A 14587-nucleotide genomic window follows, 5' to 3' on the forward strand; every position below is an offset into this window, starting at 1 on the left:
TGTCAGGCTCCGGTCAGGTATGTACGCAACTTTGATTTCAGTTTTGATTATGTTCAACCAGACGTGATACTGTGTAGAGGCTCGCAGCGAGAGGGGCGCAACATGGCGAAGCAGCTGTCGATCCACCTCCTGCCCGAACCTTGATTGGGGCGACGATCGGGCTCTCGGAACACGCCAGAGCTCGCAGGATGTAAGTCTTCACCTCATCGGAGCGTTTTGCTCTCGCCATGGCTGTGTCAAAGTCCCAAGAGCGCTGGAGGGGGAAATGGGCCAAGTAGTAGGTAACGTCGGCAAGTTTCTAAATTACGGGCCGCTGGGCTTCTCAGCGCTGATATTCGTGATCGTCGTTATTGCGCTTCTAGCCGGCCGCACAAATGAGGGGCGCAACCGGATGCTACGGCTCATAATATGGGTCGGCTTATTCGTTTACTGCATCGCAGCAGCTCTGGCCTTCGTTTCCGAATACGCGAATGGCTCAAAGAAAACGATGACGACCGCTCAGGCAGCGGAACTCTTCCAGGCAGCACAACAAACAGAATTAGCCATCGGAAAAGTGAAGGGAATTCCTGGCATGGTCTCGGGCAGCTGCAGCGGCGGCCCGGCAGGGATCAACCCTGACAATTATTCAAAGGTCGTCAAGATTGCCAATGAGGCCGCGACAGCGATGATCAGCGTTTACGGAACTTTGCGTAGTTCTCTTGCCCTCGCTCCGCCCACCACTGAGACAGCTAACTGACGATCCTCAGTCGACAGGTGCCGCATGCGTGCGAGATCTGCGCTTTCGCGATTTCTGGGGGCCCGTTGGCTGCATCGACGAGTGCGCGGACACCAGCAGCATCTGCGCCATAGCGTCGGACGACGCCGACGAACTCTTCCACATCATGCCCGCGGATGGTGAAGACTGGGCGCCCTGTCGATCGGCTGAACTTCGGCGCGCCGAACGCATCCGTGTCTTGGGCGGCGTGATAGAGCTCGTGCTCGACGAGCGCCATGAATTCTGCATCACCGCAGTGCCGGCAGTATTCGGCGTCCAGCGTGATGATGAAATCAGGGACGAAGCCGAACCATTGCTTGATCTGCATCTCTGCCCGAGCGCTGGCCCATGGCGCCCTGAGGCTTTCCCTCTTCGCACTGACCGATGATGCGGCGCCCTTTGCGGCTGTTCTCGACGAAGGTCCAGAGGAAGCCGATCTCAGCGTGCGCCAGGTGCGCGTGCTCCGGATTGTGGAGCGGCGATGACGGATCGAGGAAGGTCGCCTCTATCCATTCCAGCATATCTTCGGCCGGGACGAAGGCTGGGGAGCTGATGTCGTCGAAAAGCGAGGATGGAGGCTGCGGTCTCATGGTTATCCCCAAGCCCCTGTGATTTTCGGGTGTAAGTTCCTGGCATGTCTCCTTGAGGTTGCGAATCGCCCACATTCATCGTTTCCTTCTTATGCAACCAGAAAGGAACAGTAATGACTTCATACGTGGTTACTTACGACCTAAACGGCGACGAGGATTCTTCGGCTTACAAGCCGCTGATCAACGAGATCAAACGTCTCGGTGGTCACAAGTACCAGTTCTCAGCGTGGCTCATCAACGTGAGCAACACTGCCGAAGAGCTGCACGACCATCTGAAAAAGCTCATGGACAAGGACGATTCGCTCTGGGTCAGTGAGATGGTCAAGAACCGGCATTACTCTGGCGCAAAGGCCGGGACGAACAACTGGATAAAAGAGAATCCAGCGTCTCGCTGATGTTCCAACCTCTACCCTATCCTGAGGGCACAAATTGAGACATCGGGAAGCCGGACCTTTGGCCCGGTTCCCTATTCAGGCATGCGCGGCTGTCAGGCCCGATCGGCCTCGCGCTTGAAGATCAGCACCCACTGGTACGTGCTGCGCTCGATTACCTGTTGGAGCTCATATTTTTCTGCTGTCTTCTCGTTGATGAAGGCCTGCATGCTCTTGAGGCCGCCTGGGCCGGTATCGAAGGGCTCGACGAGGTATTCGGGCATCCTCACTGCGCTCTCAGTGGGCTCTTTGCCGTCGCTCCTGTCCTTCAGCGGATAGGTATACATGATGTATTCTTTTGTCCTACCTTGCGCTTCGAACGCTGCTTGGGCGGCCAGGTTGTTGACGTGCGTCATGGAGTTGATTGAAACATATTCCCTTGCTGGAGGCCCTTGTCGCGAAGAGCTTCGAAAAGATCGGTGTGGATATGTTTCCGTCGATGCTCGGGAACCACGTAGGAGAGAAAGATATTCCAGATCTCCTCGCCGCGGTAGTTGATCATAGCGATTGCCTTGCCGTCTTTACCGATGGCTGCCACGCAGGGCTCCGCGAAAATCGGCGGAGTGCGCATCCGGCCGTGGAGCCCTCTCTTTTCGATCACTTCGATCTCAATCATTGCCTGCGGCACCAGCCACGACGCTGGTGATTGGCTGCAGTTCTCATAGAAGTGGATACGGTATGGGACCTCGGCGGTGTGCTGGTCGCTCTCGCTGTCTGCGATTTGGGAAGGGGACTTCATTTTGACGCTCCTGAAGACGAAAAAACCGCCACCGATGGGGTGGCGGCGGGCGCTGTCTGAGCGCTAACCTCTAATCGCCTTGTACAATACGCCACTCGCGCTGGCCACCTTGATTGAAGGCTTTTCTCAACCATTACAGTTATTTAATGTAGCTCGCCGGGAATTGAACCCGGTCTTTCGTGGCTAGCCACGCGGTTTACCAGTTGCCCTGCCTGCGACGGTGCGAGAGTATTGGAATAAGGAAAAGCGATGATTATGATTGCGTGACGGTCGCCTAACCAGTGAGAGCCGTTTGAGGGAGCGCATCGGTGGAAAACTCCAGCGCGGACGCCGCTAGCCGTGCAAGAGCAATAATCATCGAGCAGTTGGGCATCGACCCTGCCCGGGCTGTGGACGAAGCGTCCATCGTAGATGACCTCGGCGCCGACTATCTCGAAGTCGCTCAAATCGTCATGATGATTGAGGACGAGTTCAACATCCAAATTTCAGATGACGTGGCCGAAGCCGTTATCACGGTCGGAGATGTAATTTACGTGGTTATGTCGAAAACCGAGAGCTAGCCGCAGCAGAGGTAAAATGGGCCAGTAGATTTTGGCCGCATTTCTCCTATGCGCCGAGTGTGAACTTTCGGCAGCGGTCCGGCGAGTATTCCCTCTGTGAGGTCCGCAACTGTGACAACCGCAAATCACTGCAGAAAATCTATACAGCTTGGCGGAGATTTTCAACCTCTACATCGCTCGTGAGGCCGTTCAATTCGCTGATAATTTTCTGTACCCGCTCTTTGATCTGAGGGCTCAGTGAATCTATAGCCATCTCGGCTTGATCGACCATCGAGACGCGAGCTTTCCGGCCCTTCGGCAGTATCTTGCGAAGCTGTCCGCGCAGATGCTGGACGCGCTCCTGCCGCCAGTTCTCTCTCCGGCAATGCTGTTCGTAGAGGAAGGCTTGCCGACGCTCGTGCTCTGCGAAGTACAGATCCTCAATCATGCCGTCCGGAAACTCAAGCGGTCCATAGCCGATGCTTCCCCGCAGCAGGCCGATCACGCCGTCAACCCTGCGAAGATCCTCGAAGTTCAGCCTGGGCAGATTGACGAAGGCATACCCGACAAGGAACGGAAACCGCTTCTCGATAATTTCGTTCGTCCGGTGGTGCTTCAACTCCTTGTAGAACGACGGCATGAAGATGTCGAAGCCGTCCTTGCGGCAGTTCCGCTCGATGATGGATTCCATCCGCCGACTTTCCGGGAGGCGCTCGTCGACGGCTGCCATGCGCTGATAGCCCGGTGCCGTCCTGATTGCGTACCAGCGTGACCTGTTCATGCTTTTCCCTCGTTCTTCTTCGGCAATGACCGAGCATGGTGGTTTCGGCAGTAGCGGCCCGTCGTTTCCGCCGCACAGAACAGGTACGGGCCGCCGGTGTTCAGGGGCCAGCAGCATTCGCCGGCCGTGAGGTGGTGGAGGAGCTTTGCGGATTGGAGCCGCTGAGCGTCGTAAGCGGTCGCCGGTATCTCCGGTTCCCGCTTCAGTTCCGGCGCCTGGTTGCGAGGCCGCATCGTCTTCGCTTGGCCGGGAGCGCGAGACTTCTTCCCAGCGTCACCGCGCCACGGGAACAGACCGCGGTTGCGGAAGGCCAGCCCGACAATGACGTTTCGGCTGACGCCAAAGCGCTTGGCGATCTGGGAGGCCGAATGATCATCCCTCCAGAGCTTCGCAGCAGCCTCGATGTCGACGGTACGGTGCTGGATGGTCATGCCGCGCGCTCCTCTTCGACTGGCTCCGCGGCGTCGATGTCCATCCCAATCTTCCGGCGGTAAGCCATCTGCTCGGCGCTCACCGATCGCGCGTCGGGGAGATCCATGATCTTCTTCCAACGCTCGATTTCTTCCGGCGACGGCGGCATTTCAGGAACGTAGCCGCCCGTCTCCTTCTCTTTTTCGCCTTGGTGCCAGGATCGGAATCCCTCGAGCATCTTGCGAACGCGAGCACGTGCTTCCGGGTCCTCTGTGGTCCCGTTCTCTGGCCGCGACAGTTCGATAGAGGCGATGGTATCCCTAAGGCGCGCATGCTCTTCGCTGACGAGCCGCTGCTCTGCCCTAACCATCGCGGCCAGCTCCGACGGGATCGGAATAAAGGCTTTGCGATCGATGTTGTATTCGCCCCGGATGAGCTTCTTGCAGGCTGTTGTCAGCGCTTCGTGGGACAGGCCAGCAAGTGCATAGCTGTAGACCGTCTGCGCGTCGCCAGGAGCGATAGTCGAGGACAGGGCGAGCCCCGCCGTCTGCAAGGTCCTCAGCGCCTTGGCGACGCCGTCATCGCCGCACGGGCGAAGGCGTTCCGCTGTAGCGGTAATCTGTTGCTGCAAGGTCGACAACGTTGTCAGGGCGGTCGTCATATCGGTCATTCCCGTTGATGGTCTTGTCGAGTTCTTTGGCGAATGCTTCCTGGTGGAGCTGGAAGGCGGTTTTCTGCGGCGGCGCTTGCGATTGTCGGTGCGGTCTGTCGTCGTATTTGCCTTCGATAAGCCCGTTGAAGCTCTTCGGCTGGCAAAGGAAATCCAGATCGGCCCGCCAGCCACGGTCGTTGTCGCCGCGGCAAAAGGCGCTGTTCGCCATCCGCCGGCAGGCTTCGGCCCAGAGCTCTTCGCCGTGCTCACGAATTCGGGCTTCGACCTTGCGGCGACGATCGGCGGTGACCTTGCGAGGCACCGGAAGGCCGGCTTTGGAGGCCTGATCCGAAAAGACCTGGATGGCCCGATCCGCGGGGGAAGAGCCCCCTTTAGGGGGCGAAGGGGGTATAGGATTGGAGGGGTTAGGAAGGGGGGTGTGGGGGGAAACCTCCGGGGAGGAAAGGGACTCGGCGTCCACCTGCTGTCCACGTGTTTCCACCGGACTTCCACCGGACAAGGCGGAATTCCGCTGTTTACGCTTCCGTTCGCGATCCCACTCCCGCCGCTTCTCAGCGGCACGATCGACGGCCGGAACAGTTTCAGCCTCGGCTTCGAAAGCCTCGGCAGCCACAAGGGCTTGTTCGATCGTGAGACCAGCCTCCAACATGCGGCGGATGGCGGCACTGATGCTCATCAGCGGATGACCTCCACGTCGATTCCGTAGATGGCCCGCATGAGCTTGCGCTTGATGTTGAAGTCCTTGGTGGCAACGCCCTTGACGTCGACGACACGGTTTCGCTTCTGGATGGCGTCATAGAAGGCGAAATCCGCCTTGTAGGTGCAGACCAGCTGCCCATTGACCGTGAGCGCATAGGGCTTCTGAAGCTCGACCTCGTAGACCTGGCCAGCGCGCTCCAACTGCTTCAGAGAGGAATAGAATTGCGCCTCGCGTTTGCTGTCGAACTTGATGCCGTCGACGGTCGTCTTCTTGTTGCGGTACTTCGATGGCGTCTCAGACTGATCTGCCTTCTGGATAGCGCGGAACTCGACGGCTGACATACGATCAGAAATCATCTCGCCCACTCCGACACGAAAGGTTCTTTGCCGGCGTAGGCGATCTTCTTGACCCGGCGCGCGTGAAGGCGCTCTGCGTAGCTACAGTTCAATCGCGCATTGATGAAACGGTCTGCCTCATGCTCTGGGATGCCCATAGCTTCGCTGATGGCAATGGTGTCAGGGCCGAAGCGGGCGTAGGCTTCCAGGAAGGTCATGCCACACCTCCCAGCTCGTGGAACAAACACAGCTCAGCATCGGTTGCGCGATCAAAGAGGAGGTCTGAATGCCTACCAAGCCGATCCCGAGACCCAATGACCCTGAATTCCCGCCAGACATGCCGCCGGATGTGCCGCCAGATCTGCCGGAGCCACCGATCGAAGAGCCAGAGCCCGACGTAGGCCCGGACGAGGTGCCTGGCGAGGAGATCCCGCAGAGAATGAGCAACTAAGCTTGTCATGCAGCCTCGTCCTTCGGTTTCTGAGCGCCCTCGATGCGCCGGACGGCGATGTCCGCATATTCGGGGTTGAGTTCGACGAGGACGCTGCGCAGGCCGAGCTGCTCGGCGACGAGGGCGACCGTGCCGGAACCTCCAAACGGGTCGAAGACCAGACCAGAGGTCCGTTCGAAGGTCTCGCAGACGGGGCCGCAGCCGCTCACCGCCCCGCAGCAACCGCAAACGGTCTTGGGAGATCCAGCAGACAGGCACCGTCGCGCCAATTCGCGCGGGAACGTGGCAAAGTGCGCATCGCGGCAGCCCTCAATGTTGAAGGTCCAGACGTTGCGGCCATTCCGCATATCGGGGGTATAGGTTTCGACCCAAGTGCCAGAGCGGTTCTGGCCTGGCGTACTACCCTTAGCGGGCTTGTACCGGCCATCCTTCCGGCGAGCGTGCGCATTGCCTGTCGTCGGCTCTTTCAGCGCCTCCGGGTCGAAGAAGTACTTCTCGCTCTTAGTAAGGAGCCAGACCTTCTCGTGCACGGCGGCGGGTCGGTCGTCGACGGATTCGGGCTTCGGGTTCGTCTTGTTCCAGATGATCTCGGACCGGACCCACCAACCATCATCCTGCAGAGCGATCGCAAGACGGTTCGGGATCATGCAGAGATCCTTGGGCTTCAGGTACCCACCTGGTCGAACGGTGAACCCGCTATCGGCGGGGTAGCCTTCCTTCGCTCCTGCGCGCTGTGGCCCGCGTGTGTCTGGCTGCAAGATCGGGCCGATGGTTGAGAACGGCTTATCGCGGAACGTGCGATCATCGCTGCCATCTGCCTTGTAGGCCTTAGCGGACTTGCCATTTGGCTGGGCCGCATAGCAATCGCCGTAATTCATCCAGACAGTGCCATGGGCTTTCAGGACACGGCGGATTTCGCGGAAGACGCACACCATGACGTCCAGGTGCTCGCCGAGTGTGCGCTCGAGGCCAATCTGCCCTTCGACGCCGTAATCGCGTAGGCCCCAGTACGGCGGGCTGGTGACGACACAGTCGACCGAACCGGAGGGCATGCGGCGCATGGCCTGGATGCAGTCACCAACGTGGATGGTGCAGCGGCCCTCGAGGATGGAGCGGGTTTCGATCATACCGCCGCCCTCGCCTTGCAAAGAGCAATGACGGCGTCGAGCATGGCGATGTCGCGAAGCTTGTTTTCGGTTTCGGTCTCAGGACGCGGGCGCTTGGAGCGCGGGCCGTGGTCGTCGAGCCAGACGCGTTTCTGCAGGATCTGGCCATCAGCCCAATCGATGATGGCGGCGGGCGTTATGGTTGCTCCGCCGCCGATCACTTCACTCGTCCTTTCTTCGTCGTCGCTTCTTCCTTGCCAGCCACAAGAGCAGCCAGGCGAAGAATGTTCGGATCAACCGCAATCTTCCGCTCCTTCTCATACGCATCGTCTATTTTCTCGCATGCTTTGCTGTAAGCATTCGCAAGCGCAAAGAAGTTCGACATCAGCATATCTTTAACTTCGCGATGGCGAAGCCGCATGAGGATAGACGATGGAACCTTCAATTTGCGCTGCAGACGCGCGGCAGCAGCTTCGATCGTATCGCCAGGCCCGCGGTGCTCTTGGGCAAGTAGGAACTGCGCCATGCCCTTCGCTGAACTGATGTATGCGGTACTCATCGTCTTGCTTTCCTTGTCAGAAATTTTGTCACGCATGACGGTTTCCTTGTGCGAATTCTGGTCCCGTTGAAGGAGACGCGGATGCGCACAGGCATTACCGATGGAGAGGACGGCGCCGCTGCAACGGCTGCCGGTCCCTCCCAAGTCTTTCCGTTTCGTAGGGGCTCCGCCGCAGCTGCCCCTACTGCCGGCGACGTGACCTCGTCGTCGCTGGCCCCTATTCCCCTGGGTGACGCTGTTCGAGCCGTGGTGATGAACTTGGCGAACAAGCGGATCAGGGTGCATGTCTTGCGGCTGGTCCCGAGGGAGGAGGACCAGGACCAGCCGCGTTAAGCGCCTCGGGAGGAGGTCAGCGCTTAATTCTTGCCTTGAAGCCGTTTCGGCGAAATTCGCGCTCGACGAAGCTAGGAAGGATCAGGGTGAGCGCTGCCATCCAGAGAACGACGCCGAGACAGCCAAGGAAAACGGGCCAAGTCATGCTGCTGCATCCTTCTTGTAGGAGGGGTTGGTCGAATGATCGCAGCGCTCACAAAACCGCTCGATCGTCTCATTGATGGAAAGTACGCGGTCGCATCGATCGCAGGCGTGATGCGGCAACCTCTGAAAGTCGCGGCTCTGAAGGTGACGGGCCGCAGCGATGGAAGACGATGACCCAATCCCGATCATGCCAATTCCTCCGCCTTCTCGCGCATGGCGACGGTGCATCCGTGGCAATGCTTATCGCTGTAGCCGCCGCAAGCTTCCGGGTTCCGGCAGTTCGGCCGGAGCGGCCATTTCGGCTTGGCAATGGAATTGGTTGCCGGGCTTTCACCGGCTCCAGCATGGCTCACGCTACCGTCTTCCGTTTCCGGGACTGCCTTACGGGCGTTTTCCGCTGGCACGGCTTGGGCGATCTCGTCGCCTCGAAGCACGTCGCGGTCCATCTCGGTTGCCTCTTCAGGCGAATGGGTTGCCCGCTTTTCGTCCGGGCCAGACGCGCTTGCGACGGCGTTTATGTTTGCGCGCTCCGCGCTGCGGTCTACATCTTCGCCTCCTGCTTTGGCGCCGCTGGCTTCCGCCGTAGCGCTGGGGGATTCGATCTCGCCATGAGAGGCAGTGGCGATTTCAGTTTGATCGTCGAGGATCTCGCCGGTCTCGGCGTCGAAGCGCTCTTCGCGCTCGATCATGATGTCTACTACGGTGAGCAGTGCCGCCCTGCCCGCTTGCGTCTGCAAGCCGGTAGCGACCTGGGCGACGAGCTTTGCGCTGGTCTCCGCCTCGGGCTCTTCGAACATGTCGAACTGGATCATGCCAAGGGCTTGCAGATAGGTGTCGAGGATTGCCTCTTGCTCCGCGCGCTCGTCGGCATCCTGCTTGCGGATGGAAATCACCTTGCGCAGGATCTTGGCGTCGAAGCCCATCGATTTCGCCTCGCCATAGACATCCTTGATGTCCTCGGCGATCGTCTTCTTTTCCTCCTCGAGGCGCTCTATGCGCTCTATGAAAGCGCGGAGTTGGTCGCGGGCAATGCCGTGTGCGTTGGACATGGTGGCTCCTCAGAACGGAAGGTCGTCATCGCTGGTAGGCGGCGGCGACGGCTGTTTCGGCGGGGATGGGTTGCGGATGGAGGAGGCCACGTCAGCGCAAGCGTAGTAGCCGGCGCCCCGTGCTTCTTCTGTCCACTCGGAACAGACGCAGGCTTGACTGAAATAGTCCGCCACGGACGCGCAGCGCTCGCGCTCGGCGAGGATGCCGATGGCTATCGCGTCGCGAATGCTTTCCGCGTTCGTGCTGCCGGTCTTGCCCCACGCCTGTTCCCAAGCGGATTGGACCGCCTTCATGACGTCTTGGGGGATGGTCTGGGCGCCGGAGCTCATAGCCCTGCCCTCCTGTTCCACTCGTCGATCACGGACCGACGATCACGCCATTCCCCAAACCCGTAGGAGCCCGCATGCCCAGCGTCGGAAAGCTCGGAACCCCGGAAGAGCCCGTCTTCATCTTCGATGAGGGCGCACCGGCCCTCTACGTCGACCTGATCACGGAGCTCGAAGTCGACGAGAACGACATCGTCCGTATCTCGTTCGGAGCCATGTCCAAGAACGGCGACGGGCAGATCAAAGCCGTGATCTCTGTTCGGCTCAGGATGCCGAAGAACATTGCGTGGCAATTCCGCCGTGGCTTGAGAGAGCTGGAGGGCTGAGTGCGTCATGCTGCGCTCGCCTCTGCAGCGTTCATCGCTTCCAGGATGCGCTGCCGCGTCTGCATCCTCGGCTCGCGCCCTTCCCTCAGCTGGAAAACAAAAAGCGGATCTCCGGCGAACTGCTTGCCGAAGTTCGTCGGCGTCATGTTCCGCTCCACCATGAAGGTTTCCACAGTGGTCTTGAAAGCGTCGATCTCGGACACGTTCACCATTCCTAATAGGACTATCACTATTAAGATAGGTACATTCCTATTCGCTTCCTGTCAATTCCTATGCCAGTGATTTTTTCATGGACCAGGTAAGACGAACGATTCTGAAGCGGATGCAGGAACGAGGCCTCAATTACAAAGAGGTCTCGCTAGAGCTCGGGAAGAACCAGGCATACCTCCAGCAGTTCATGGAGAGGAATGTGCCGAACAAGCTGAAAGAGGATGTGCGCTCTCGCCTGGCGGAGATCCTTGACTTACCGGAAGAGGATTTGGGGGCCCCTTCGAGGGCGCTTACCAGCAGCGATAGTAAGAGCGACGAAATCCCGGAGATCGATCTTGTCGCCGGCCTCGGCGCCGGGGGGTTCGTTGCGCTGGAGCACACGACCAAGAACGGCATAACCTTCTCCAAGGAAGTCGTTCGCGATCATTGGCGCCTTCCAGAGTGGATGCTTTCAAGGATGGGCGTCAAGGCGTCCCACGTAGCCGCCTTCCCCGCTCAGGGGGATTCCATGTCGCCGACCATTAGCGACGGCGACGTGGTTTTCATCGATACCCGTCATCGGGTTCCATCACCCGATGGTATCTATGCACTGGCTGATGAGTTTGGCGGGGTAGTCGTGAAGCGACTCGAGGTGACGTCACGTCCTGGCGCCGAAACCATCACTGTGAAGATAATTTCAGATAACCCGCGCCATTCAGAGCGCGAGTTTACTCTTGATGAGATACAGATCGTGGGCCGCTACATCGGGAGATTTACCGTCTGAATGGCCATCATAGGCCTCCGAGAAAGCGCTCGCTCCGCACCCGGATGTCGGCCACGACAATGCCCACAACTCTTTCGTTGAATTCCTCCCTGTCGATCGTCTTTGTTCCGTATCGCGGGTTTTCTCGCGACAGGGAAAGGGCACCACCTTTTTCCAGTGTGTTGGTGACACGGTAAAGGTCGAGGGCGAGTCCATCGTCGAGGAGGTAAATACCTTCGCCTTGATATGCAGTTACTGGTGCAAGAAGCGCATAATCGCGCCCTCCGCGGAGCGCCGGCTCCATCGTGTCGGATTTAACCGCATGGATGCGGAAACGACCTGTAAGGAGCCCTTCGGGCGGAAGGTTCGGACTAAAGAGATCATGCATTTGAAGCCTCGCTGCAACCGTCTCCCACATTGGAGTACCGGTGCACGTTAGCGCGGCAGTTGCACACTTCGACAGCAATATTTGCAAGAGCAAATATATGGGGATTGTCAGAAAACTGTCATACTATTCGCAACCATTCACTAAGTTGCTCAACCTTTAAGACAGTTTTCTGACAATCCACAGCAATCATACACTCACTTCTTTGGGGTTCTCCCGAAGCGTGGTTTACGAAAGTTACCGACATCAAAGACGCCTGGTTCAACTTGGCGCACTTTTGGGCGCTGGGCGCCCCAGTCACTTTTTCCCCACGTGGATAATACTTCGTTATTCCGGCGGCCCAGTCACAGTTGCGGTCGGAAACGTTCACGACGGCCACCTCAGGCCTCCCCCTAAATCACATTCGCCAATCCTAATAGGCTAGTTCCTATTTTCCCTATTGACACCGCAATAGGCATTTTCCTATAGTCCCTATCAAGACATCAACACACGGTCTTGCCGGAGACGAAAAACGATGATGATCAGCTTTTCAGTAGACTATGAATTCGAAGAGCTTCAGCTCTGCGACGAGGGCCTGATGGCCAACGGTACCGCAACGCTGGTCCACGACGGGGACGGTGAGTTCTATGTCGATGAGATCGTTCTGATCGGCGGCAAGCGGTTGGACCGGAAGGGCACCGGTGCCTGGGGCTTCCCGAGCCTCGTCAACAAGGCTCTCTTCGAGGCCATTGCCACCCTGATCGAGAACGACAGCCATGCGCAGGACTTCTTCCAGAACGCTCTTGAGGAAGGCTCCTCGCCTGATCCGGACAGTGCTTACGACGAGCGCCGGGATCATGCTGCAATGGCGTGGGTCGCCTGATGAGAGCGGTAGAAAAGATCAGCCTCGACGAGTTTCGCGCCCGACTTGACGCGCAGGGCGTGTCACGCCGTCATCTCGCTTTCAAGTGCCCGATGTGTGCGACCGTTCAATCCATGCAGTCTCTCATTGACGCTGGCGCCGGGCCGGACGAGGAGAGCGTCGAGAAGTACATCGGTTTCTCTTGCGTCGGCCGTTTCAATGGCGCGGAAGGACCGCGCAAGAAGCCAGACGGCAAGCCGTGCAATTGGACGCTCGGCGGTCTGCTCCGACTTCACAAGCTGGAAGTCCAGACCCCCGATGGAGAGGGTCATCCTCACTTCGAGGTCGCAACGCCGGAAGAGGCAAAAGCGCTGGGGGCGGCCCCATGAACCGCCCCGTCTCCTACGCATGCGACCCGGCGCAGCGCTACTGCGAATGCGGCCGCTGCGCCCTCCCGCCAGCGCCCAACATCGATCTGGACGCGGTCGCCAAGCTGAACCGCGCCACCACCGCAACCGCCATGTGCCTGATCCTGATCGCCCTCGTCCTCAGCGTTTTCGCCGTAGGCCTTTGGCGGACGGAGCAGGTGCACAAAGCAATCGTCGCCGAAAGGAATGTCTAATGGCCATGCCCGACCTTGACTACAACCTTCATCGCCAGACCGAAGCGGCAAAGTCGCTTCTGTCCAGCCTTCGCGACCAAGGCGTTGACGATGACGCCGATCTGGTCGCCGACGCGATCGAGGGCGAAACCAACCTCCTCGAGGCTATCGAAGCCGCCCTTGCGCAGATCGACGAATGCGACGTCCTCATCACCGGTTTGAAAGCCAAGGAAGAGGAATTCGAGACCCGCCGCAAGTCGATTGAGCGCCGAGCCGAGCGCGTCCGAGCCCTGATCGAACAGGCGATGTTAGCTACCGATCAAACGTCGCTAAAGCTGCCGACAGCCACCCTGTCGCTCACGAAGCGCGCGCCAGGCCTGATCGTCAACAGCGAAGCGGACATCCCTTCCCGCTTCTTCGTCGAGCAAGAGCGCCCCGCGCCGAAGCTGGACAAGAAGGCTTTGGCCGCCGCGATCAAAGCCGGCGAGCAAGTGCCCGGCGCCAACCTCGACAACGGCAGCATCTCTCTTTCCGTCCGGAGGAAGTAACCCATGCACGCAATCACGAAATTTGACCTGTCGCCACGCCAGATTGCGCTGGTCCAGCAGACCGTGGCCAAAGACTGCAACGCCGACGAGTTCAACCTGTTCATGGAAGTCGCCCGGGCGAAGGGCCTCGATCCCTTCCTTGGACAGATCATTCCAATGGTCTTCTCGAAGGACAATGCCAAGAAGCGGAAGATGACGATCATCATCAGCCGCGACGGTCAGCGCGTGATTGCGCAACGCTGTGGCGACTATCGGCCGGCCAGCAAGCCAGCGACGTATGAGATCGACGCCTCCCTCAAGAGCCCGCTCAACCCTCAGGGCATCGTGTCCGCCACCGTCTATCTCTGGAAGCAGGATCCGAAATCGGGCGAATGGTACGAGGTTGCCGGTCAGGCCTATTGGGAGGAATTCGCGCCAATCTCTCACTCTCCCGATCAGTACAACTACGTTGAAACCGGCGATACCTGGCCAGACGGGAAGCCCAAGAAGATGAAGAAGTTGAAGGACGGCGCCGTTCCTTCACTCGACGATTCCGGTAACTGGTGCCGGATGCCCCGCCTCATGATCGCCAAGTGCGCCGAGATGCAGGCATTGCGCGCCGGCTGGCCCGAGCAGTTCACCGGTCTCTATGACGAAGCCGAAATGGACCGCGCCAAGATCATCGATCTGACCGCGTCCGAGATCGTCGAGCACGAGCGCGAGGAAAACCGCCTCAAGGCCGTCGGCGCCTCGAATTCGATCACCATTACCTGGGGAGACAATTGGGCGCTTGAGAATGTGCCTGTCGGTGAGTTCTTCGACCGCGCCTGCGAGTTCATCAAAAACGAACCGCCGGCAAAGGTAGCGAAGTGGCGCGACGCAAATCGGGAACCGCTTAAACTCTTTTGGTCAAAGCATCCCGGCGACGCTCTGGAACTGAAAAAGAGGCTCGAAGCCGCAATCGCGCGTGCCCCGGCAAAGAGTGCCGTGACCGACGCCGAGCTTCGCAGCCACGTTTTGGCGGCGGGCTGAC

General features: G+C 59.0%; 30 protein-coding genes. 12 read left to right on the forward strand and 18 right to left on the reverse strand.

The genetic code is table 11. From position 1 onward, the window contains the following. Positions 1-265: 265 nt before the first annotated feature. Positions 266-736: a hypothetical protein gene (locus FB009_RS17405; RefSeq protein WP_145161766.1), complete on the forward strand. Its 471-nt coding sequence runs from the start codon at positions 266-268 to the stop codon at positions 734-736. Here the strand turns inward: FB009_RS17405 and FB009_RS33185 are convergent. Both FB009_RS33185 and FB009_RS33190 read right to left on the reverse strand, forming a co-directional pair. Further along, a complete protein-coding gene (locus tag FB009_RS33185; RefSeq protein ID WP_145161769.1) occupies positions 729-1082 on the reverse strand; it encodes a putative metallopeptidase in 354 nt (117 codons plus the stop codon). The two genes, FB009_RS17405 and FB009_RS33185, sit on opposite strands and share 8 nt — an antisense overlap. Continuing rightward, positions 1048-1344 carry a putative metallopeptidase gene (locus tag FB009_RS33190; RefSeq protein ID WP_145161863.1) on the reverse strand — a complete coding sequence of 99 codons (297 nt, stop codon included), beginning with the start codon at positions 1342-1344 and terminating at the stop codon, positions 1048-1050. Before FB009_RS33190 ends, FB009_RS33185 begins: the two co-directional genes overlap by 35 nt. A gap of 113 nt (positions 1345-1457) precedes the next feature. Here FB009_RS33190 and FB009_RS17420 point away from each other — a divergent pair, with 113 nt between their 5' ends. Further along, on the forward strand, positions 1458-1739 hold the full coding sequence (locus tag FB009_RS17420; RefSeq protein ID WP_145161772.1) for a CRISPR-associated protein Cas2: 282 nt from the start codon (positions 1458-1460) through the stop codon (positions 1737-1739). Positions 1740-1831: 92 nt separating this feature from the next. Here FB009_RS17420 and FB009_RS32755 read toward each other — a convergent pair whose 3' ends face one another. Together FB009_RS32755 and FB009_RS32760 are read right to left on the reverse strand one after the other, a co-directional pair. After that, a complete protein-coding gene (locus FB009_RS32755; protein WP_186447671.1) occupies positions 1832-2131 on the reverse strand; it encodes a hypothetical protein in 300 nt (99 codons plus the stop codon). Continuing rightward, positions 2128-2514, reverse strand: a complete 387-nt coding sequence (locus FB009_RS32760) for a hypothetical protein (RefSeq protein WP_186447668.1) — start codon at positions 2512-2514, stop codon at positions 2128-2130. Before FB009_RS32760 ends, FB009_RS32755 begins: the two co-directional genes overlap by 4 nt. A gap of 308 nt (positions 2515-2822) precedes the next feature. On the opposite strand from FB009_RS32760, the gene FB009_RS17430 reads away from it, so the two are divergent. Next, positions 2823-3074, forward strand: a complete 252-nt coding sequence (locus FB009_RS17430; RefSeq protein ID WP_145161775.1) for an acyl carrier protein — start codon at positions 2823-2825, stop codon at positions 3072-3074. Between the two features lie 139 nt (positions 3075-3213). Here the strand turns inward: FB009_RS17430 and FB009_RS17435 are convergent, their stop codons facing one another. Genes FB009_RS17435 through FB009_RS17460 form a run of 6 tightly spaced genes read right to left on the reverse strand, consistent with a single transcriptional unit; the run spans position 3214 to position 6171 of the window. Then, positions 3214-3834 (reverse strand): transcription termination/antitermination NusG family protein, encoded by a 621-nt coding sequence (locus tag FB009_RS17435; RefSeq protein ID WP_145161778.1) that lies wholly within the window; start codon positions 3832-3834, stop codon positions 3214-3216. Beyond that, on the reverse strand, positions 3831-4265 hold the full coding sequence (locus FB009_RS17440) for a GcrA family cell cycle regulator (protein ID WP_145161781.1): 435 nt from the start codon (positions 4263-4265) through the stop codon (positions 3831-3833). Before FB009_RS17440 ends, FB009_RS17435 begins: the two co-directional genes overlap by 4 nt. Further along, positions 4262-4906: a hypothetical protein gene (locus tag FB009_RS17445; protein ID WP_234820833.1), complete on the reverse strand. Its 645-nt coding sequence runs from the start codon at positions 4904-4906 to the stop codon at positions 4262-4264. Before FB009_RS17445 ends, FB009_RS17440 begins: the two co-directional genes overlap by 4 nt. Then, complete coding sequence (locus FB009_RS17450; RefSeq protein ID WP_145161784.1) at positions 4824-5594, reverse strand: DNA replication protein; 771 nt, start codon at positions 5592-5594, stop codon at positions 4824-4826. Before FB009_RS17450 ends, FB009_RS17445 begins: the two co-directional genes overlap by 83 nt. Next, the gene (locus tag FB009_RS17455; protein WP_145161787.1) at positions 5594-5974 is read right to left on the reverse strand and encodes a DUF1064 domain-containing protein; all 381 of its coding nucleotides are present in this window, start codon (positions 5972-5974) and stop codon (positions 5594-5596) included. Before FB009_RS17455 ends, FB009_RS17450 begins: the two co-directional genes overlap by 1 nt. Then, positions 5971-6171: a hypothetical protein gene (locus FB009_RS17460; protein ID WP_145161790.1), complete on the reverse strand. Its 201-nt coding sequence runs from the start codon at positions 6169-6171 to the stop codon at positions 5971-5973. Before FB009_RS17460 ends, FB009_RS17455 begins: the two co-directional genes overlap by 4 nt. 68 nt (positions 6172-6239) lie before the next feature. On the opposite strand from FB009_RS17460, the gene FB009_RS32765 reads away from it, so the two are divergent. After that, entirely contained in the window at positions 6240-6404 is a 165-nt protein-coding gene (locus tag FB009_RS32765) for a hypothetical protein (protein ID WP_186447669.1), read from the forward strand. A gap of 5 nt (positions 6405-6409) precedes the next feature. On the opposite strand, the gene FB009_RS17465 is transcribed toward FB009_RS32765, so the two are convergent. From FB009_RS17465 to FB009_RS17475, 3 genes are read right to left on the reverse strand one after another with little or no spacing between them, the layout of a single operon-like run. Continuing rightward, a complete protein-coding gene (locus FB009_RS17465) occupies positions 6410-7531 on the reverse strand; it encodes a DNA-methyltransferase (RefSeq protein ID WP_145161792.1) in 1122 nt (373 codons plus the stop codon). Beyond that, positions 7528-7731: a hypothetical protein gene (locus FB009_RS17470; RefSeq protein ID WP_015007770.1), complete on the reverse strand. Its 204-nt coding sequence runs from the start codon at positions 7729-7731 to the stop codon at positions 7528-7530. Before FB009_RS17470 ends, FB009_RS17465 begins: the two co-directional genes overlap by 4 nt. Then, a complete protein-coding gene (locus FB009_RS17475) occupies positions 7728-8105 on the reverse strand; it encodes a hypothetical protein (RefSeq protein WP_145161795.1) in 378 nt (125 codons plus the stop codon). The genes FB009_RS17470 and FB009_RS17475 overlap by 4 nt, the downstream gene beginning before the upstream one ends. A 45-nt stretch (positions 8106-8150) precedes the next feature. Here FB009_RS17475 and FB009_RS33195 point away from each other — a divergent pair, with 45 nt between their 5' ends. Beyond that, positions 8151-8402, forward strand: coding sequence for a hypothetical protein (locus tag FB009_RS33195; protein ID WP_145161798.1), 252 nt, complete (start codon positions 8151-8153; stop codon positions 8400-8402). 16 nt (positions 8403-8418) lie between these two features. Here FB009_RS33195 and FB009_RS33680 read toward each other — a convergent pair whose 3' ends face one another. The 3 genes from FB009_RS33680 to FB009_RS17490 form a co-directional block, all read right to left on the reverse strand. Continuing rightward, positions 8419-8547 carry a hypothetical protein gene (locus tag FB009_RS33680; protein ID WP_269150160.1) on the reverse strand — a complete coding sequence of 43 codons (129 nt, stop codon included), beginning with the start codon at positions 8545-8547 and terminating at the stop codon, positions 8419-8421. Between the two features lie 184 nt (positions 8548-8731). After that, the gene (locus FB009_RS17485) at positions 8732-9595 is read right to left on the reverse strand and encodes a DUF2312 domain-containing protein (RefSeq protein ID WP_145161801.1); all 864 of its coding nucleotides are present in this window, start codon (positions 9593-9595) and stop codon (positions 8732-8734) included. Between the two features lie 9 nt (positions 9596-9604). Beyond that, a complete protein-coding gene (locus FB009_RS17490; RefSeq protein ID WP_145161804.1) occupies positions 9605-9925 on the reverse strand; it encodes a hypothetical protein in 321 nt (106 codons plus the stop codon). A 74-nt stretch (positions 9926-9999) separates the two neighbouring features. Here FB009_RS17490 and FB009_RS17495 point away from each other — a divergent pair, with 74 nt between their 5' ends. Then, positions 10000-10248, forward strand: a complete 249-nt coding sequence (locus FB009_RS17495) for a hypothetical protein (RefSeq protein WP_145161807.1) — start codon at positions 10000-10002, stop codon at positions 10246-10248. A gap of 5 nt (positions 10249-10253) precedes the next feature. On the opposite strand, the gene FB009_RS17500 is transcribed toward FB009_RS17495, so the two are convergent. Then, positions 10254-10451, reverse strand: coding sequence for a hypothetical protein (locus FB009_RS17500; protein WP_134953032.1), 198 nt, complete (start codon positions 10449-10451; stop codon positions 10254-10256). 86 nt (positions 10452-10537) lie between these two features. Between FB009_RS17500 and FB009_RS17505 the strand changes: the two genes are divergently transcribed. Continuing rightward, positions 10538-11221 (forward strand): S24 family peptidase, encoded by a 684-nt coding sequence (locus FB009_RS17505; RefSeq protein WP_145161810.1) that lies wholly within the window; start codon positions 10538-10540, stop codon positions 11219-11221. A gap of 7 nt (positions 11222-11228) precedes the next feature. Here FB009_RS17505 and FB009_RS17510 read toward each other — a convergent pair whose 3' ends face one another. Next, entirely contained in the window at positions 11229-11588 is a 360-nt protein-coding gene (locus FB009_RS17510; RefSeq protein ID WP_101799115.1) for a hypothetical protein, read from the reverse strand. A 514-nt stretch (positions 11589-12102) separates the two neighbouring features. Between FB009_RS17510 and FB009_RS17515 the strand changes: the two genes are divergently transcribed. The 5 genes from FB009_RS17515 to bet are packed head-to-tail and all read left to right on the forward strand — an operon-like array spanning position 12103 to position 14586. Then, positions 12103-12447 (forward strand): hypothetical protein, encoded by a 345-nt coding sequence (locus FB009_RS17515; RefSeq protein ID WP_234888281.1) that lies wholly within the window; start codon positions 12103-12105, stop codon positions 12445-12447. Then, positions 12447-12815, forward strand: coding sequence for a VVA0879 family protein (locus FB009_RS17520; RefSeq protein WP_145161816.1), 369 nt, complete (start codon positions 12447-12449; stop codon positions 12813-12815). Before FB009_RS17515 ends, FB009_RS17520 begins: the two co-directional genes overlap by 1 nt. Beyond that, on the forward strand, positions 12812-13048 hold the full coding sequence (locus FB009_RS17525; RefSeq protein ID WP_145161819.1) for a hypothetical protein: 237 nt from the start codon (positions 12812-12814) through the stop codon (positions 13046-13048). Before FB009_RS17520 ends, FB009_RS17525 begins: the two co-directional genes overlap by 4 nt. Beyond that, the gene (locus FB009_RS17530; RefSeq protein ID WP_011976057.1) at positions 13048-13575 is read left to right on the forward strand and encodes a siphovirus Gp157 family protein; all 528 of its coding nucleotides are present in this window, start codon (positions 13048-13050) and stop codon (positions 13573-13575) included. The genes FB009_RS17525 and FB009_RS17530 overlap by 1 nt, the downstream gene beginning before the upstream one ends. A 3-nt stretch (positions 13576-13578) precedes the next feature. Continuing rightward, positions 13579-14586 carry a phage recombination protein Bet gene (gene bet / locus FB009_RS17535; RefSeq protein ID WP_145161822.1) on the forward strand — a complete coding sequence of 336 codons (1008 nt, stop codon included), beginning with the start codon at positions 13579-13581 and terminating at the stop codon, positions 14584-14586. Position 14587 lies beyond the last annotated feature (1 nt).

The organism is Sinorhizobium medicae (assembly GCF_007827695.1).
In the GTDB taxonomy this organism is placed as follows: Bacteria; Pseudomonadota; Alphaproteobacteria; order Rhizobiales; family Rhizobiaceae; genus Sinorhizobium; species Sinorhizobium medicae.

Coding starts and splice junctions, on each gene's coding strand:
- FB009_RS17455 (WP_145161787.1), bottom strand. CDS start 5,974: ATGATTTCTGATCGTATGTCAGCCGTCGAGTTCCGCGCTATCCAGAAG.
- FB009_RS17530 (WP_011976057.1), top strand. CDS start 13,048: ATGGCCATGCCCGACCTTGACTACAACCTTCATCGCCAGACCGAAGCG.
- bet (WP_145161822.1), top strand. CDS start 13,579: ATGCACGCAATCACGAAATTTGACCTGTCGCCACGCCAGATTGCGCTG.
- FB009_RS17525 (WP_145161819.1), top strand. CDS start 12,812: ATGAACCGCCCCGTCTCCTACGCATGCGACCCGGCGCAGCGCTACTGC.
- FB009_RS32755 (WP_186447671.1), bottom strand. CDS start 2,131: ATGACGCACGTCAACAACCTGGCCGCCCAAGCAGCGTTCGAAGCGCAA.
- FB009_RS33195 (WP_145161798.1), top strand. CDS start 8,151: ATGCGCACAGGCATTACCGATGGAGAGGACGGCGCCGCTGCAACGGCT.
- FB009_RS17485 (WP_145161801.1), bottom strand. CDS start 9,595: ATGTCCAACGCACACGGCATTGCCCGCGACCAACTCCGCGCTTTCATA.
- FB009_RS17475 (WP_145161795.1), bottom strand. CDS start 8,105: ATGCGTGACAAAATTTCTGACAAGGAAAGCAAGACGATGAGTACCGCA.
- FB009_RS17520 (WP_145161816.1), top strand. CDS start 12,447: ATGAGAGCGGTAGAAAAGATCAGCCTCGACGAGTTTCGCGCCCGACTT.
- FB009_RS17405 (WP_145161766.1), top strand. CDS start 266: ATGGGCCAAGTAGTAGGTAACGTCGGCAAGTTTCTAAATTACGGGCCG.
- FB009_RS17495 (WP_145161807.1), top strand. CDS start 10,000: ATGCCCAGCGTCGGAAAGCTCGGAACCCCGGAAGAGCCCGTCTTCATC.
- FB009_RS17490 (WP_145161804.1), bottom strand. CDS start 9,925: ATGAGCTCCGGCGCCCAGACCATCCCCCAAGACGTCATGAAGGCGGTC.
- FB009_RS17460 (WP_145161790.1), bottom strand. CDS start 6,171: ATGACCTTCCTGGAAGCCTACGCCCGCTTCGGCCCTGACACCATTGCC.
- FB009_RS17465 (WP_145161792.1), bottom strand. CDS start 7,531: ATGATCGAAACCCGCTCCATCCTCGAGGGCCGCTGCACCATCCACGTT.
- FB009_RS33190 (WP_145161863.1), bottom strand. CDS start 1,344: ATGAGACCGCAGCCTCCATCCTCGCTTTTCGACGACATCAGCTCCCCA.
- FB009_RS17505 (WP_145161810.1), top strand. CDS start 10,538: ATGGACCAGGTAAGACGAACGATTCTGAAGCGGATGCAGGAACGAGGC.
- FB009_RS17450 (WP_145161784.1), bottom strand. CDS start 5,594: ATGAGCATCAGTGCCGCCATCCGCCGCATGTTGGAGGCTGGTCTCACG.
- FB009_RS32765 (WP_186447669.1), top strand. CDS start 6,240: ATGCCTACCAAGCCGATCCCGAGACCCAATGACCCTGAATTCCCGCCA.
- FB009_RS33185 (WP_145161769.1), bottom strand. CDS start 1,082: ATGCAGATCAAGCAATGGTTCGGCTTCGTCCCTGATTTCATCATCACG.
- FB009_RS17515 (WP_234888281.1), top strand. CDS start 12,103: ATGATCAGCTTTTCAGTAGACTATGAATTCGAAGAGCTTCAGCTCTGC.
- FB009_RS33680 (WP_269150160.1), bottom strand. CDS start 8,547: ATGACTTGGCCCGTTTTCCTTGGCTGTCTCGGCGTCGTTCTCTGGATG.
- FB009_RS17440 (WP_145161781.1), bottom strand. CDS start 4,265: ATGACCATCCAGCACCGTACCGTCGACATCGAGGCTGCTGCGAAGCTC.
- FB009_RS32760 (WP_186447668.1), bottom strand. CDS start 2,514: ATGAAGTCCCCTTCCCAAATCGCAGACAGCGAGAGCGACCAGCACACC.
- FB009_RS17420 (WP_145161772.1), top strand. CDS start 1,458: ATGACTTCATACGTGGTTACTTACGACCTAAACGGCGACGAGGATTCT.
- FB009_RS17510 (WP_101799115.1), bottom strand. CDS start 11,588: ATGCATGATCTCTTTAGTCCGAACCTTCCGCCCGAAGGGCTCCTTACA.
- FB009_RS17445 (WP_234820833.1), bottom strand. CDS start 4,906: ATGACGACCGCCCTGACAACGTTGTCGACCTTGCAGCAACAGATTACC.
- FB009_RS17435 (WP_145161778.1), bottom strand. CDS start 3,834: ATGAACAGGTCACGCTGGTACGCAATCAGGACGGCACCGGGCTATCAG.